Source organism: Pantanalinema rosaneae CENA516, from assembly GCF_050753385.1.
GTDB classification, from domain to species: Bacteria; Cyanobacteriota; Cyanobacteriia; order Leptolyngbyales; family Leptolyngbyaceae; genus Pantanalinema; species Pantanalinema rosaneae.
The window spans coordinates 43,624-58,150 of record NZ_JBLZFZ010000022.1; the positions used below are offsets into that span (position 1 = coordinate 43,624).

General features: G+C 50.0%; 11 protein-coding genes. 2 read left to right on the top strand and 9 right to left on the bottom strand.

Annotation, left to right across the window (positions count from 1 at the left end; genetic code table 11):
• Positions 1–5 precede the first annotated feature (5 nt).
• From ACN4EK_RS14520 to ACN4EK_RS14555, 8 genes are all read right to left on the bottom strand, one after another.
• On the bottom strand, positions 6–1,823 hold the full coding sequence (locus ACN4EK_RS14520) for an iron uptake porin (protein WP_431658674.1): 1,818 nt from the start codon (positions 1,821–1,823) through the stop codon (positions 6–8).
• A 180-nt stretch (positions 1,824–2,003) separates the two neighbouring features.
• The gene (gene gntH, locus ACN4EK_RS14525) at positions 2,004–3,167 is read right to left on the bottom strand and encodes a guanitoxin biosynthesis MBL fold metallo-hydrolase GntH (RefSeq protein ID WP_431658675.1); all 1,164 of its coding nucleotides are present in this window, start codon (positions 3,165–3,167) and stop codon (positions 2,004–2,006) included.
• A 68-nt stretch (positions 3,168–3,235) separates the two neighbouring features.
• On the bottom strand, positions 3,236–3,823 hold the full coding sequence (locus tag ACN4EK_RS14530) for a hypothetical protein (RefSeq protein WP_431658676.1): 588 nt from the start codon (positions 3,821–3,823) through the stop codon (positions 3,236–3,238).
• Positions 3,824–3,907: 84 nt separating this feature from the next.
• On the bottom strand, positions 3,908–4,219 hold the full coding sequence (locus ACN4EK_RS14535; protein WP_431658677.1) for a hypothetical protein: 312 nt from the start codon (positions 4,217–4,219) through the stop codon (positions 3,908–3,910).
• Between the two features lie 197 nt (positions 4,220–4,416).
• Positions 4,417–5,208 (bottom strand): DUF2092 domain-containing protein, encoded by a 792-nt coding sequence (locus ACN4EK_RS14540; protein ID WP_431658679.1) that lies wholly within the window; start codon positions 5,206–5,208, stop codon positions 4,417–4,419.
• Between the two features lie 176 nt (positions 5,209–5,384).
• Complete coding sequence (locus ACN4EK_RS14545) at positions 5,385–6,719, bottom strand: DUF1254 domain-containing protein (protein ID WP_431658680.1); 1,335 nt, start codon at positions 6,717–6,719, stop codon at positions 5,385–5,387.
• A 220-nt stretch (positions 6,720–6,939) separates the two neighbouring features.
• The gene (locus tag ACN4EK_RS14550; protein WP_431658681.1) at positions 6,940–9,309 is read right to left on the bottom strand and encodes an arylsulfatase; all 2,370 of its coding nucleotides are present in this window, start codon (positions 9,307–9,309) and stop codon (positions 6,940–6,942) included.
• 76 nt (positions 9,310–9,385) lie between these two features.
• Complete coding sequence (locus ACN4EK_RS14555; RefSeq protein ID WP_431658682.1) at positions 9,386–10,849, bottom strand: bile acid:sodium symporter family protein; 1,464 nt, start codon at positions 10,847–10,849, stop codon at positions 9,386–9,388.
• A 610-nt stretch (positions 10,850–11,459) separates the two neighbouring features.
• On the opposite strand from ACN4EK_RS14555, the gene ACN4EK_RS14560 reads away from it, so the two are divergent.
• On the top strand, positions 11,460–11,969 hold the full coding sequence (locus tag ACN4EK_RS14560) for a helix-turn-helix transcriptional regulator (protein ID WP_431658683.1): 510 nt from the start codon (positions 11,460–11,462) through the stop codon (positions 11,967–11,969).
• A gap of 66 nt (positions 11,970–12,035) precedes the next feature.
• The gene (locus tag ACN4EK_RS14565; protein WP_431658684.1) at positions 12,036–13,055 is read left to right on the top strand and encodes an AraC family transcriptional regulator ligand-binding domain-containing protein; all 1,020 of its coding nucleotides are present in this window, start codon (positions 12,036–12,038) and stop codon (positions 13,053–13,055) included.
• Between the two features lie 203 nt (positions 13,056–13,258).
• Here ACN4EK_RS14565 and ACN4EK_RS14570 read toward each other — a convergent pair whose 3' ends face one another.
• Positions 13,259–14,428 carry a ferrochelatase gene (locus ACN4EK_RS14570; protein ID WP_431658685.1) on the bottom strand — a complete coding sequence of 390 codons (1,170 nt, stop codon included), beginning with the start codon at positions 14,426–14,428 and terminating at the stop codon, positions 13,259–13,261.
• Positions 14,429–14,527: the final 99 nt, after the last annotated feature.

The following is a 14,527-nucleotide window of genomic DNA, read 5'->3' on the forward strand; positions in this document are numbered from 1 at the left end:
TCAGATTAGAACGTAAACGTGGTTCGGATTGTGCCAATTACATCAACCCCATTACTGGCATCCTGGTTGGGAGCTGTGAGAACGATGACACCGGGCGTAATCGAGATGTTATCAGTCACCTGATATCGGTAGAAGCCCTCCAGATGCCAAGGAATATCTGTCTTGAAACGTTGAGGATTACCACCATCAAAGTTGGTCAAGTAAGGCTCTGCCCCCACTACGAAACCGAGCAGATTCCCTTTCTTACCCAGATCAGGGAAGGCAAAGGTCAGAGCATAGTTGAGAATCGTGCCATCGCCTTCCCCAATTAAGCGGGCGTAACTGACACCAAACCAACCACTAATCACAAACCCAGGATTTAACTTGTAGGAAGCTTGAACCCCGTAAGAATTGGTGATCACGGGAGCGGGATTAAAAAACGGGCCGGGAGCCAGCCGAGTTTGACCCGCTAAGGTATTCGCCACCGCCGTACCTGCAATGGGTAAACCATTGTAGTTAAACCCAAATCGTCCCGGACTAAAGTAAGTATTGTTGTAAGTAGCGGCAAGACTGAATTTGGGACTGGGCATCCAGGTAATCTGCCCCAGAATAGAATACCCACCGTTGAATAAACCGTTTCCACTGGATGGATCATTGGCTCTCAAGCCATCCGCGACATAGAATCCGCTCAATAGGAATTGCGGATTTAAGTGGTAATTGATCCCGGCTCCTGCCCCTGATGCACCTAGGCTATAAATGGCGTTGTGCTGACCAAACAAAGAGATGGCACCAATCCCAGTCGCCTTACTATCCAACGGATTTAGGGTGGGCATGAAGATGAAAGGGGCAGTATTAGCGGCCAGGAGAAACACTTGTGTTCGCTTTCCGATGGGAAAGGCGTATACGCCTCCCAGGAGGGTCAGGGTATTGTTCGTGTTGGCTCCAAAAGTAGAGTCCAGAGCACCTTCAGGCGATGTAACCGGTTCTCCTCCAGCGGTGGTTGTCGGCAGCTTAAAACCACCGAGCGGAACCAGAGGAACATTTCCAGCAAACAATGAGAGAACTAGCAGATCATGCCCCGTGAAGCTGGTGTTTAGATTGAGATTAAACCGATCTTGAAATACGGTTTGGTTTTTGCTGCCATCGGCTCCAAATAGACCCGCTAACGAGAAAATGGCATTCCCTGAAAGTTTTGTTGTGGTAGAAAACTGTTGCTTTTCCAGCGTCGCTGTCCGCACTTCCAGCGCATCGACGCGCCCCCGTAGCACTGCCAACTCTGCGGCAAATTCTTCTTGCAGTTTTTGCACTACTAGCAAATCTTCTTTTTTTACCAAATCAGCCGTTGCCGCCGCTAGCAGTTCACTCATCCGATCCATACAGGCATTGAGTCCGGCAGCAAACTCATAACGGCTCAACGCCCGATCGCCCCGGAAGGTTTTATCGGGATAACCAATAATGCAGCCATAGCGTTCGACCAGCGATTGCAATGCCTGAAATGCCCAATCACTTGGTTTGACATCCGTGAGTTGGGACACCGATGTGACTTGATCAAAGCCATCGGCTACATCGCTCTCCCCTTCACCGGCAAAGGAAAGTGGGTCATTAGCCGTAATCGTGGGTGCAGGCTGAACCGTTGTAGGAGTTTCGGCTAAAAGAGGGTTAACCTTTGTAGCCTCAACCGCTGTTGCCGGAGTCATGGGCGCAGTCGGAGATGCCAACCCTGGAACTGCGTGTAGAACCGTTGCGAGATTCAAACATACGGTTGATAACAAGCTCAGTTGTAGCAATCCGATGCAGTGCGATCGCTGGTTTTTATTAAGTACGAATTGATTTTGAAGATTCATTGGCTCTCCTCTCCACACTAATTAAAGTTGCAAATATTTAAGCGGTGTTCAGCATCGAGAGATGGTAGCGGTATTGGCGATTTGGGGCACTCATAGTGTTCGTCCTTTGCTAAGGAGTGAGTTGTCTATTCATGTCCGCCTTCCTGGGGAATCGCGCTACCCATGAACCGATCAGGCTGCTCAATCAAGCGGAATCAGTGCCTCTGCCCACCAGTCGGGAGGTGGAATCTGGAAAGGGGTGAAGCTGGCGCGTTGTTCCCCCGCGATCGGTGGCAATTGGCTCTCTACCTTTGCCTGACGCGAGACGATCGCCTCTTTGGTGATATTGATCACGGTCAAATCTTGGGTCTGGAGCACCGGCCCCTGGTACACCTCGCCCAGTTCGGCAAAGAGCATCGAGACCACGTCCGGCGACAGCAGCGTGTGCCAGAGACAAGCGAGGCGCGGCTGCACCAGGCTGAATACCTTGCCAGCCGCCTTAGGTGAGGTGTGCGCGGCTTCGAGGGCGATCGTTGCCCGTTCGATAGAAAGCCCCGATGCTTCTGCCAACGCCGCTGCGGGCGGGAAGCATTCGTGAATCAGCACATCCACCCCCTTGCAGGCATTCACCAGGGGCCAGCCAGGGAGGGTGTCTCCGGAAAAAGCGAAGGATAACCCCGCGAAGTCAAGTCGATAACCAACAGACCCGCTGATGCAGTGGACGACGGGGAACGAGGTCACGGTCACGCCGTTTTGTTGGTAGATCACCTCAGTTTTGCTGAAATCAAACTCGGTGCCCACGATCTTCATGCTTTCCGGGTTGATGGGACCGAGTCCGGCTTCCGTATCCCAGGACAGTGCCGACTCGATCGCCTCGCAGAAATGCTGCGTGCCGAGGTGGGGTGCTGTGCCACTAGGACCCCAGACATAGACCGGCCCATCGGCTCGCCCTACCTTGGAGAAGCTGCCGCTCAGGGTCAGAATATCGCCCATGTGGTCGGCGTGCAGATGGGTGATAAACAGCTTGTCGAGCAGGTTTACGGGTAGCTTCAGGGTGGCATAGTTGATCAGGGAACCGGTTCCCAGGTCAAACAGCAGCAGGTCGCGCTGGGGATTACCGACCTCCACCAGGATACTGGGTGAAGCCTGGGCACGAGTCGGCCACGGATTACCACTGCCCAGTACCGTCACCCGCAGTTCACCATCCTCAAGCTCCTCCTCCCCCGGAATGAACACCTCGGCGTATTCCCGCTTGGAATTGCCGATGATAGGGGTCAGGGTCATCGCCTGGGTGCCGCCCAGATAAGACAGATCTGGTAGCGTATTTGCTGCGTTGGTGTTGCTGATGTTGGTTTGGGTTTCCATAAAATTAACTCCTGATGAAAGTAAGGGATAGGTTGGCGATCGCAATTACCCTGCTGAACGCTGGGTCATTAGTGTGTGGGCGGTTGACGCCGTTGGCTCAGGAGGTAGCCCAACGCCCCCGGCATTGCCAACAGGGTGATCAAAATGGTGGTCGATGCACTCAGGCGGCTGGAGAGGGTGCGGGCGGGTTCTAGCCCATCTACGATGAAACGCCAGGTGACCACGATCGCAAACAACCCCACGGTGACAGCACTCAGGCTAGAGAGAAAGTCTTTGAGGGTGGGGAGGTGGGCTTGGGAAATGCGGCGACCCACCAGCACCCCAGAGATGACTCCCGCTAGGGATTGGCTGCTCACCAGAATCAGTCGCAGATGTAAATCAACAGGTTCTTTTTCGCTGGCCAAATGTTCAGCCATGATGCCGCCCAGTCCGATGATCATGCCCGCGATCGCCCCCACCCCCATCCACCAGTACAGCGGCTTGGAGAGATAAGCACAAGCCACAATTAAACTCGCCAAGCTCATGGAACTCACCACTGCTGCCTGCTCCAGGGGCAACTGAGTGATGATCACCAGAGTCAGGGCGACACCAACGAAGGTGCCAGCCAGCAGCAACAGCGATTGTCGAGGACCAGTGATTTGGGGATAGTTTTGCATCGGTGCGATCGCTCCTAACTGCCAAGGGATGGATGGCGCGAGATATAGCCGTCGCCAGCAGGGTGGTCAAGGAGAGACAAAACCCTAGTCCACATAGACCACGACATATTGGGTGCCGTAGGGCTGGTAGTAGGTGCCACTACAGGAGTAGAGGCTCGTCCCTTCGATGATCACGGTCGAACAGCTACTTGGCAGACTGGCGACATAAACGGTCGATCGCCGAATTACTCGCCGAGTGGTACGCCGCGACACCCCCGCCGCGCTGACCGGGGTCAACGGTCTACCCACTCTCGCTGCTACGGGTTGCATGATCTGACCGCTCAACCCGACCTCAATCAAGGCTCCTGTGGTGAGGAATCCACAGGCGGCGATCGCCAGACGCTGCATTAAGTTCATGGTTCAAATCTCCAAACGTGAGAATAAATGATGAGGCTGCGATCGCTTCTCCCTCAAACGCCGTACCATAGCCAACCGATCGCTATCGGGCGAGGCAATGGCGGGGGGGATCGGGGTCTTCCTGTGATCGGGGGTCATGATCAAGTCCCAGCAACATTCAGTGGCTATCGAGATCAATTGCATTGGTTGCCTTGGCGTTATTGCGCCTTTTGAAAGTCTTCAATCTGGCTAGCGGGCAGGGCATCTAGCTGCAAGGCTCCCGCTGGGACAGTGAAGGTAAAGCGGTTAGCGCCAATTTGCGGCTCGGTGTTCCAGTCGCGCAGGCGAATTTCGTACTGGGGCGCACCCGTCAGCCACTTGGTGGTGATCACATACTTCATAGGCAGGGGACGATCGCCCGTCTGTACCCAGATTTGCCAATCGACCTCGGCTTCGCGAAACGCCAGGTGGTGCACCTCCACCCCGTCAATGTAGGCAGTGCCCATATAGGTGCTACTCTCCACCCCCTCAGACAGTACGGCGTAGGGATTGGCAAAGAGCAGATCGGCTCCCGGCAACGGTAAGCCCGTCTGCGCTTCTACAGTGCGGATGGCATTGTCAATGGTGCCCTTCAGGGGAATCCGAGCATAGGAGTTAATGCGTCGCCCAAATAGCGCCACCTGACTCCCATCAAAGAACAGCTCGACATCCGCCAACGCACCTCGCCGCTGGAAATAAAGTCCCTTAGACCGTTGCATCACCAGGCTGGCGTAGCTGCTAAATTGCAGCTTTTGCCCGGTGCGGGCGATGACCTCAGAATCTACATCCGCGTTAACGCTGAAGGCTGAGGTCTTAGCCAGGTAGTCCGACATCGACTTTAGGACTTCCGTGGCATCGGGGTCTAATGTTTGGGACTGGGCGGGCATAGGGGCGATCGCGCCTAGCCCCAATGTCATACCAAGGGCAAGGACTCCCCCGCCGATTTGGTTTAGAAAATGATTGTTGTTCATATTAGGTCTCATACAAGCAGAATTTTGAGGACTCGATTCCAGAGTTCTCGGAGAATATGGCTTTGGGATCGCGAACGATCGTGCCGTTGCGGGTGCCACCCCAGTGGGAAGATGCCATTCGTAGTAAGCCAGACTTCGTCATCTCGCAGATTGGCGGCTTCCAGTGAGAGGTGAATCTATACCCGTTTAACTGCGGGGGTCACCCATCGACCATCCAACGCTTCAGCTTTTGGTGCATACAGGCGCATGGTGACACCCAGCACCCCTTGAGCAGGAGATGGTAGCCAGTTCGATTCTTGATCGCTACCGGGTGAATTGGCTTGAATGTAGATGTCGAGGGAGCCGTCGGCGTTGTATTTCAGGTCATCACGATCGCCGATCGCAAAGCGGTTCAGTTTGTTCACCACCTGGAACCCTTCAGCGTCATACATGGTGATCGACCAAAATGCTTCTACAGGGGGGAGTTCATCCTTGGTGAAATGCAGCACATAGTTGTTTGATCCTGCCAACGGTTTGCCATCGGCATCGGCTAAGCATAACGGGTAGATTGCATCTTGAGGTTGGTTAGCTCCCAGACCGACCATTGCCACGATCGCTCGCTTGAGATAGTAGTTGCCATAAACCCCCATTGTGTCGGTGTTCATTTGCCAGCCATTGACCACCCGCGCTAGAGTTGGCAACTTTGCTTGCATCAACTTGAGTCCATCGACCACTGCCTGCTCCAACCCCGCTTTGATGACAGGGGAAGCATGATCGAAATCGAAGCTCTGCCCTGGTACAATGCCAATGCGATTTAGACGAGCGATTGTAGACCAATCCGTGGTGTGGGGTGGATTGAGTTTGAGCAATTCTGCTCCATAGCTGAAGTACTGCGCCGCAGGCATGGTGTTGACCTGAACTAGGGGGGGTGTTTTCATATCCACTGTGGGATCGATCGCCGCGATCGGTTCCCAGGCTTGTCCCCATGCAGACAGGGGGGTAATTCGATAACCGTCCTGCACCTGATTTACTGCCGCATAATCTTTTGGTCCATTGGTTTGGGTTCGACCGATAACCCAGACGTAGGACGTGGGTGACTCAATGGCTTGCACTCCTTCGGGTAGAGTGCCTTGCCATCCTTTAAGGACTACTCCAAAATGGGCAGCATTCGTTCCAGTAGTACGTTTGCCAGGAACTGCGAACACATCAGACCACAGATCCAGCATAGGTAACAGGTAGTAGCGATCGTGGGTATCTGGTGCAGACACAATCATTGGTTCCTGGGTCAGATCGAGCCATGCTGAGGAATAGAGTGTGTCAAAGTTTGGGCGCACCACTTCACGAAAATCGGCAGGCGGAAAAGCTCGCAAGTGATGAAAGGCATTCATCGGACCCATGCCCGGTTTAGTGCCAGGGACATAATTGGTTGTTATTCGACGGGTCACATCCATTGAGATCAGCGAATAAAAGTAGTGGTAGGCTTCAATGCCGATCTCGTAAGCTTCTGTTTGACTCAGCGTTTGATTGCTCATTGTTCTAACTCTGGTAAATGTTATTGAAAACAAACAATGGACTTGGTTGCGGTGCTTTAGAGTGGCATTCTCACGCCTTAAAATCTAGGCATTTCCATACGTGGGATTTGAGTCTTACAGATCTTCTCCTATGGATAGAACACAAATGGTCTGTAGAGGGCTTGACGATACCAAGCCCCTACGGAACGGTGTGACCGATTCAATTGAAAGTTGCTGTAACTTATTGCCGTGCCATAGCAACTCTGAGGCGTTCTTCCGGCGATATCATGTGGTCGTGGCTATCTTTGCCTACATCGAGTTGTACCCAGTGAATTTTGCCTGTGAACTTGCTGCTATGGGCAGTGTAATCCGGGCTAACGGGAGTCCCGGATTCATAACCAATGTCGGTGGTTTCGTCCGCCGAAAAAATCATGGCTTGCGTTGCTTCTACGCGACCATTGCCCACGGATTGACCATCACAATACAAGGTAACGGTTCCCCCCTTGCCCAATCCGCCGCCATCGTAGGCAAATTCCATGCGCACCTGATGCTTGCCCTGAGGAATCGGAGCGGTGGCTTCAACGGGAAACTCCTTGATGCCCAAGACGTTATAGGTAAACTTGAGTTTGCCTTCTTTAGTGTAAACACTCCAACCACCAAACTTGCCGCCTTGAGCGATGATCACTCCATTGGCAGGTTTGTCTTTCACTTCAATTTCCGCCGTGATGGAGAAGGACTTGTTTTTGATGTTGATGACGCTGTTTTCTGACAATCGCCCCATCCCCGCAAAAAATATTTGCGAGTTACCGTGAATTAATGTGGAACGACCCGCCGTTTCAGGATTAGCTCGTTCAATTCCGCGATCGTCCAGGGGCAATACGTTAAATTTGACAGCCTCAATTAGAAACTGGCGCTGCAATTCGCGTAACTTCTCCGGCATTTCCTTAGAGAGGTCATGGGCTTGCGACCAGTCTTTGCTACCGTCGTAAAGTTCCCAAACGTCATCATCGAAGGCAGGAGGGGTTATTCCGGTCATTTCCCACGGTGTACGATGTTTGGTGATGGCGCTCCAGCCCTTGTAGTAAATACCCCGGTTGCCGAACATCTCAAAGTACTGCACATCATGCCGTTCAGGAGCATTAGCATCATTGAAGCTATACGCCATGCTGGTGCCTTCGTAGGGGCTTTGTAGCACACCATTTACCATCGTGGGCTCCGGAATCCCGGCAACTTCCAATACCGTGGGAGCCACATCAATCACATGGCTGAATTGGTGCCGAATGCTGCCCTTTTCCTGAATGGCTTTGGGATAGCGAACGATCGTCCCATTGCGCGTACCACCCCAGTGAGACGCCACCTGCTTTGTCCACTGGTAGGGAGTATCCATTGCCCATGCCCAACCAACGGCGAAATGGTTGTAAGAGTCAGGTCCCCCAAAATCATCAATCTTCGACAGCATGAACTCAGGCGTTTCTAGAGCCGCCATCCCGTTGAAATTTGCCATTTCATTAAAAGCACCCTGAAGTGTGCCTTCCGCTGATGCGCCATTATCGCCAATGATGACGTAAACAAGAGTGTCGTCAAGAATTTCTAGTTCTTCCAGAGTTTCAATCAGTCGTCCCACCTGGTAGTCGGTGTGTTCCAAGAAGGCCGCATACACTTCCATTTCCCGTTCCAACACGGGCTTCAGTTTAGGGTCCATCTCATCCCAGGCTGGAATCTCAGCATGACGGGGAGTAAGTTCGGCATCTGCACCAATCACACCCAGTTCTTTCTGTTTGGCAAAGGTGATTTCTCGCTGTCTGTCCCAACCGTGGGCAAACTTGCCTTTGTACTTTTCGATCCATGCTTTCGGGACATGGTGAGGAGCATGGGTGGCACCAGGAGCAAAGTACATGAAGAAGGGCTTATCCGGCATCAGCGCTTTTTGTTGGCTGACCCAGGCGATCGCTTTATCCGCCAAGTCTTCCGTTAAGTGATAACCTTCTTCGGGAGTGCCGGGAGGTTCGATCGGAATTGTCCCTTCATACAAGGCCGGATCCCACTGATTGTTCTCACCGCCAATAAAGCCATAGAAATATTCGAATCCTCCACCACCTGTAGGCCAGGCATCAAACGGTCCCATTGGGCTGCTTTGCCAGACTGGAACTTCATGGCACTTGCCAAACATAGAAGTGGAGTAGCCATTTAGCTTCAGGGTCAATGCTAGGGGCGCTTTGGTATTAGGACGCACAGAGCATTGACCAGGGGCAGCCGTTGCCGTTTCGGTAATGTTGCCCATCCCCACAGAATGATGGTTGCGTCCAGTCAGTAGCGCCTGTCGAGTGGGGGCACATAAAGCTGTAGTGTGGAAGCGGGTGTACTTCAGTCCGGCTGAGGCTAGTTTCTCAAATGTTGGCGTGTTACAGGGACCCCCAAAAGCACTGGATGCCCCAAAACCCACATCATCTAATAAGACGATCAAAACATTCGGTGCCTCTACTGGCGGACGTAAATCACGAATTGGTGGATAGTGAGTATCGGGATCTTTGGCATCGTAGGTGGTTAAACCGAAGTGAGTTTGATCGGGAATGGGTAGGATGTGCCGTTGAACTTGATTGTTTTGTGACATAGTAACTCGCTTGTGTGATGAAGCTAGAGAAATTGGCAAGATAAATCAGCCACAGATCATCCAGAGATTGCACTCCTCAAGAAGCGCTTTCAATGACAACCAGGCTGCGTTTTCGCCAGATGGTGTAGGGAATCGAAATAATTGCCGCAATCAGGGCATAGGTAATGAGCGTGTTGATAATGCCGCCTTTAATGTAGTCCAGGTTAGGGAAATTTAAGGTGACAAGGAGAATGGCTAGACCCGCATTCCGAGTGGCGGTGGCATAGGCGAGAGCCGTTCGAGTCCCTGGTTCGGGACCACCCAGTAGATGTCCACATGCCAGTGAGGCAAGACTCAAGAGGACGATCGCCAGGTAAGCCGCGAATCCAGCATTAAGAACGTCATCCAGGGTAACGACCAGCAGGACGATCGCAACCAGTAGCAGCAAGAGTGAGGCAACCTTATTGGCAGGTTCTAGTAACTCATCTGCCAGCTTGGGCGCATATTGAGCCAGTAAAACCCCTAGTCCCATCGGTAAGATCTGAGCAAAAAAGATTTGATTGGCAATCTCCTGCGGTGATAACCAGGCTTGATTGGGAAAAAACTGCGCCAGAATTAACGCCGTTACGGGCACAGTGATAATGGCTAGAAGGCTGACCATGAACTGTAAGCTACCAATAAACTGAGGATGTCCGCCAGCTTTAAGGCTTTTAAGCGGAATCATGGGCGCGCCAGGACAGCTAAACATGGCTCCAATGCCAATTCGTTGGGCGACCGTTAAACCAGGAATGAACGCGACGATCATACCCAGTATTGGCACCGCAATTAACACCGAAAAGAGCGATCTCACGAACAGAGAGGGTTGCTGCCATAACCAAACCACATCCCTAAATGTCCAGTGCAGACCCATCGAAAACATCAATGTAAAAAGAGTTAACTTGGCATAATTGACGAATATTTTTCTGACTAACTCGCGGGTAGGATTAGTCGGTTCCGTTTGCTCAGAGATCCCGGGGATTTTGCGAGCTACTTCGACCTGATTACTACTCTGTTGGTAAGCAATGCGTCCACCCCTAAAAATAGTTAGATCAGAAGTTCCTAGTGGGTTAATAGTGACGATGTACTGTTGGTCTGCGATCGTCGCCACATATTTAGTCGGATCTTTTTCAGGGTCACCTGCTGGCGTAATCGAAACAGGGACTTTTTGTAGTGGTTGAACCTGCTTCGTTTTGTCATAGACATTGACATAAGCCTGTCCCCCTTCCCGAAATATTCTCACCGCATAGCGATCGTTTTGAAATAACAACGCTGTATCTGAGGTAGAAATGGTCGGTGACGCGATCGGGGCGGGTTGAGCATCATTGGGAACTGGAGATTGCGCGATTAACTCCTGAGCGTGACGGGCCTGATTGATAGCAGAATCAGGATGAGCGATCGCAAACGATGGGATTCCGAGTAGATTCCAGATCTCGATCGCGAGCAGAGTGAAAATTGCCAGAAAACTAAAAGCGATTTTCCTAGCAACTCTTTTAGAAATAAGCGGATATTTGAATGGCAACATAATTTTTTGTTAAGCAAAGCAAATATCAAAATTTAGAATTTCAACCTGATTTTGGTCAATCCTAAAATACATGATTAGCCCGATCCATTGAGCCTTAGACTTAGGCTTAAAATAGCTAATCAAAGCAATAAAACTAGCTAGACTTACAAGTAAATCATAGATTTTCAAGTTGGAGTATATCATTCCTGGTCAAGGACAAATGAGTTGAAACAAGACTGACTCATATCCAAAACCTATTTAATTTTTGAACAAGCACTCCCTAAGTTCTTGTCATTTCACGCCAAAACCACAAAACTTAAGCGAATGGCTCAATTCTCCAGATATCTAGGGTCTGAGTATTAAAGAAATACCTGATTGAAACCGGATAAAGCAGATCTCCAAGTATGTAGATAAGTTACAAAACTCAGATCATACTTTAAATGTATTGTCGCTTCAGCGCCCAATCAGGTATTCCAATTTGGTATGTTTACGAGTTGTTGCAGCTTCTTGTCCATTCGCGCCAACTTTGGTTTTTTAGTTTAAAAAGGAAAATGTAATAGGGTTTTTAGGATCTACCCAATTAAACGGCTGTTTGCAAATCGATAAATCAGCTATTTCTTAAATATTGCTAATGGAAACCATCCCTCTTATGCAAGCGAATGCATCTGTGTTGCCATTCGTCAATTTTTCTGAGCCAAATCGAATTGGAGCAACTCCTAAGCGGTCTTTCAGCTATTTAACAACACCTGCTGTTTTTGACTATACGGAAGAGACTTCGCCATCAAGCGCCTCGGCTACCCATGTGGCTGATTCACTTCGCCAACTGATCCGTCGCCTTTTACCTGAAGGTTATCCCAGTCTCACCATTGCCGCAGAAGCATCTGGGCTCAGCATTCGCACTTTCCAACGGCGATTGAAAGATCACAATCTTAATTACTCGCAATTAGTTGAACAAGTCAGATTAGAGCAATCTCTCCGTTTGCTACAAGACCCAACCCGGCAGTTAATTGATATTGCCTTTGACTTAGGCTATATGGATGCTGCTAACTTTTCCCGAGCATTTAAGCGTTGGACAGGCATTTCACCTCGTCAATTTCGTGGCTCGTATAGAAGACTAGAAAACGCGATTGGCATTCAATGACAAGAAAAAATCGCCTATCTTTGCTGCAATAAACTAGACCGTCAATTCTTCCGATTAAGAATTGCCATGACCTACATTCCCTTAATTCGGGCAAATGTGATGCATGGAGTGATGGCTCTGCTTCAGCAGCTAGATGCACCCACTGACCGCTTACTGGCAGAAGCAAAATTGCCACTTTCTGTACTGCATGAGCCAGAAGCACTACTTCCCCTCAAACAGGTGCTGCAATTTATGGAAAATGCCGCTCTGACAATGGAAGTAGAACCATTTGGTTTATTAGCTGGACAACAAACCCACATTGCTAATTTAGGTGCATTAGGACGATTACTCTGTCACTCACTCACCCTCCAATCGGCGATTAACACTCTCATCTGTTTAATGCCCAGCTACAATTCTGGCGATCGCATTTGGTTAAAGCCACAAGGAGAAATTATTTGGTTATGTCGCCACTTTACCAACGGGCTAGAACATCATTATCCCCAAGCCGTACAGTGGTCTGTCGTGTGCTTAATTCATCTGATTCAATTAGCCGCAGACTCTCAGTGGCAACCGATCGAGATTCACCTAGCCATCGCCCCGACTCCAGGCTTTGATCAGATTGCCGTATTTGCCAATACCAAAGTTCTATTTAATCAAGAGGCAACTGCGATCGCGGTTCCTAAAACCTTTTTGAGTTTACCGTTACGAAATTCTGAGCAGTATGGAAAACACCAACAGGATCAGGATTATCAAGCCTTATATTCATCAGCACCAGCCACAAATTTTCCAGCATCTTTGCGACAAATTCTGGGAGTTCATCTGAAACAAGGGTATCCCAGTATCCAATCGATCGCTGAAATTCTTGGAGTCAGTGTTCGGAGTTTTCAACGGCAACTCAATCACGCTAATTTGACCTATTCCCAATTGATTGAACAAGTCCGGTTAGAATACTCCGTTCAACGCCTGCGTGACCCTACTACTAAGATCGCTGATATTGCTGCCGAAATTGGCTATACGGATGCTGGCAATTTTGCCCGAGCCTTTAAACGCTGGACAGGAGTTTCACCTAAAACCTACTCGATTCGTCATCTCAAACCATTATTCTGAGGCAAACGTTGGCGACAAATTTTATCGCATTTAGCCCCCCTAGCCCCCCAATTCTGGGGGGAATTAGAACCTTCAAAGTCTCCCAGAATACAACCTGACAGCATAGTAGAAAGGGGGCTAGCCAGCCTCAATCAAACTTGTGTATACACACGTCCTACACCACTGGGATGATGTCATTGACCCGTTAACCATCAAAAACTGAATTAATGATGATGGTGGCTATGTCCATGATGGTGATCATGGTGATGACCATGCGAGTGATGGTCGTGGTGATGGTGCGTGTGAGCCAGACTGGGATTGACAACCTGTGCCTGTTCTGACAACAAGACTTCAATTTGTGGGTGCGCCCAATCTGCGACCATTTGCAGAAATTCTGGACGATCGTTCACACATTCCATCTGCACATAGCGCACATGGGGATAGCGCTGTTGCAGCCCATGAATGATGTGATCCACATCCAGTAACGTTTCATGGTTTTCGGTGGCAAAGCCGATCGGCATCATAACGATCGCGGTCGCTCCCAGTTCAATCAAGTTACGAGCCGCTAGATCGGCATTCGGCTGTGTCCATTCAATCAGAGGGGTTTGGTGATTCAGCCAACCGACCGAAATCAAGGGATATTTATGAATCAAGCGTTCCCGTACTAAATCGTACAACTTCTGGCTTTCATCAATTCCCGAGGTAAACCCTTTGGCTTTGTGGGGGCAACCGTGATTCATCAGCACAATGCCGGTTTGCGATGGTAAATGGGCTACCGCCAGTTCTGATTGAATTTTCTCTTCAACTAACTTCGCCATCAAGTCAATATAGGCAGGTTCGTTGTAGAACGAAGGAATATAGCGTGTACCCTTCAGCCAATGCTCACCACCATCACTTAAATTCGCCAGAGCTTTGTTAACCTGTTCTACCGCGATGCCACTGGTAAAAATTGAATCGACTACCAGCAAGGGATAGATCAGGAGTTTATCAAACCCAGCCGTTTTAATTTCAGCGATAACTTGTTCGGGTAGAAAGGGTTTACAGAAGTTAAAGGCTTTGAATACCTGCACCCGATCGCCCCATCGCTCTTTAAGACAGGCTTCTATCCCGGCTCGTTGCCGTTCAAAAATGGCGTTATGGGGAGAAATAAAATTACCGTGTTGGTGGCTCCACTCATGCAGATCAAACACCGCCAGTAATTTAGCTAACGGCGGATAAATCCAGGTAGGGACAGGGGCAAATTTTGCCGTTAATAAATTTAATGCTTGTTCATTGTAATTGGCAAAATCGTCATAGCTTTCAACTTCGCCATACCCCATCAGTAAGACCGCCACACGATCGGACGATGTAGATGCTTCAGAAGTGGGTTGGAGTCTTTCAGGAGTAACAACCACGTTGGATCCCTCACTTAATCAGGTCTGCGGCTCGTTTGCCTCAAGGACGGAATGCTAGAAAAAGCAACTATTTTCTCGAATAATGAGAAATATTCCCAT

Bases quoted from the DNA above. Each gene is read 5' to 3' on its own strand.
- ACN4EK_RS14520 (WP_431658674.1), bottom strand. From the start codon at position 1,823: ATGAATCTTCAAAATCAATTCGTACTTAATAAAAACCAGCGATCGCAC.
- gntH (WP_431658675.1), bottom strand. From the start codon at position 3,167: ATGGAAACCCAAACCAACATCAGCAACACCAACGCAGCAAATACGCTA.
- ACN4EK_RS14530 (WP_431658676.1), bottom strand. From the start codon at position 3,823: ATGCAAAACTATCCCCAAATCACTGGTCCTCGACAATCGCTGTTGCTG.
- ACN4EK_RS14535 (WP_431658677.1), bottom strand. From the start codon at position 4,219: ATGAACTTAATGCAGCGTCTGGCGATCGCCGCCTGTGGATTCCTCACC.
- ACN4EK_RS14540 (WP_431658679.1), bottom strand. From the start codon at position 5,208: ATGAACAACAATCATTTTCTAAACCAAATCGGCGGGGGAGTCCTTGCC.
- ACN4EK_RS14545 (WP_431658680.1), bottom strand. From the start codon at position 6,719: ATGAGCAATCAAACGCTGAGTCAAACAGAAGCTTACGAGATCGGCATT.
- ACN4EK_RS14550 (WP_431658681.1), bottom strand. From the start codon at position 9,309: ATGTCACAAAACAATCAAGTTCAACGGCACATCCTACCCATTCCCGAT.
- ACN4EK_RS14555 (WP_431658682.1), bottom strand. From the start codon at position 10,849: ATGTTGCCATTCAAATATCCGCTTATTTCTAAAAGAGTTGCTAGGAAA.
- ACN4EK_RS14560 (WP_431658683.1), top strand. From the start codon at position 11,460: ATGGAAACCATCCCTCTTATGCAAGCGAATGCATCTGTGTTGCCATTC.
- ACN4EK_RS14565 (WP_431658684.1), top strand. From the start codon at position 12,036: ATGACCTACATTCCCTTAATTCGGGCAAATGTGATGCATGGAGTGATG.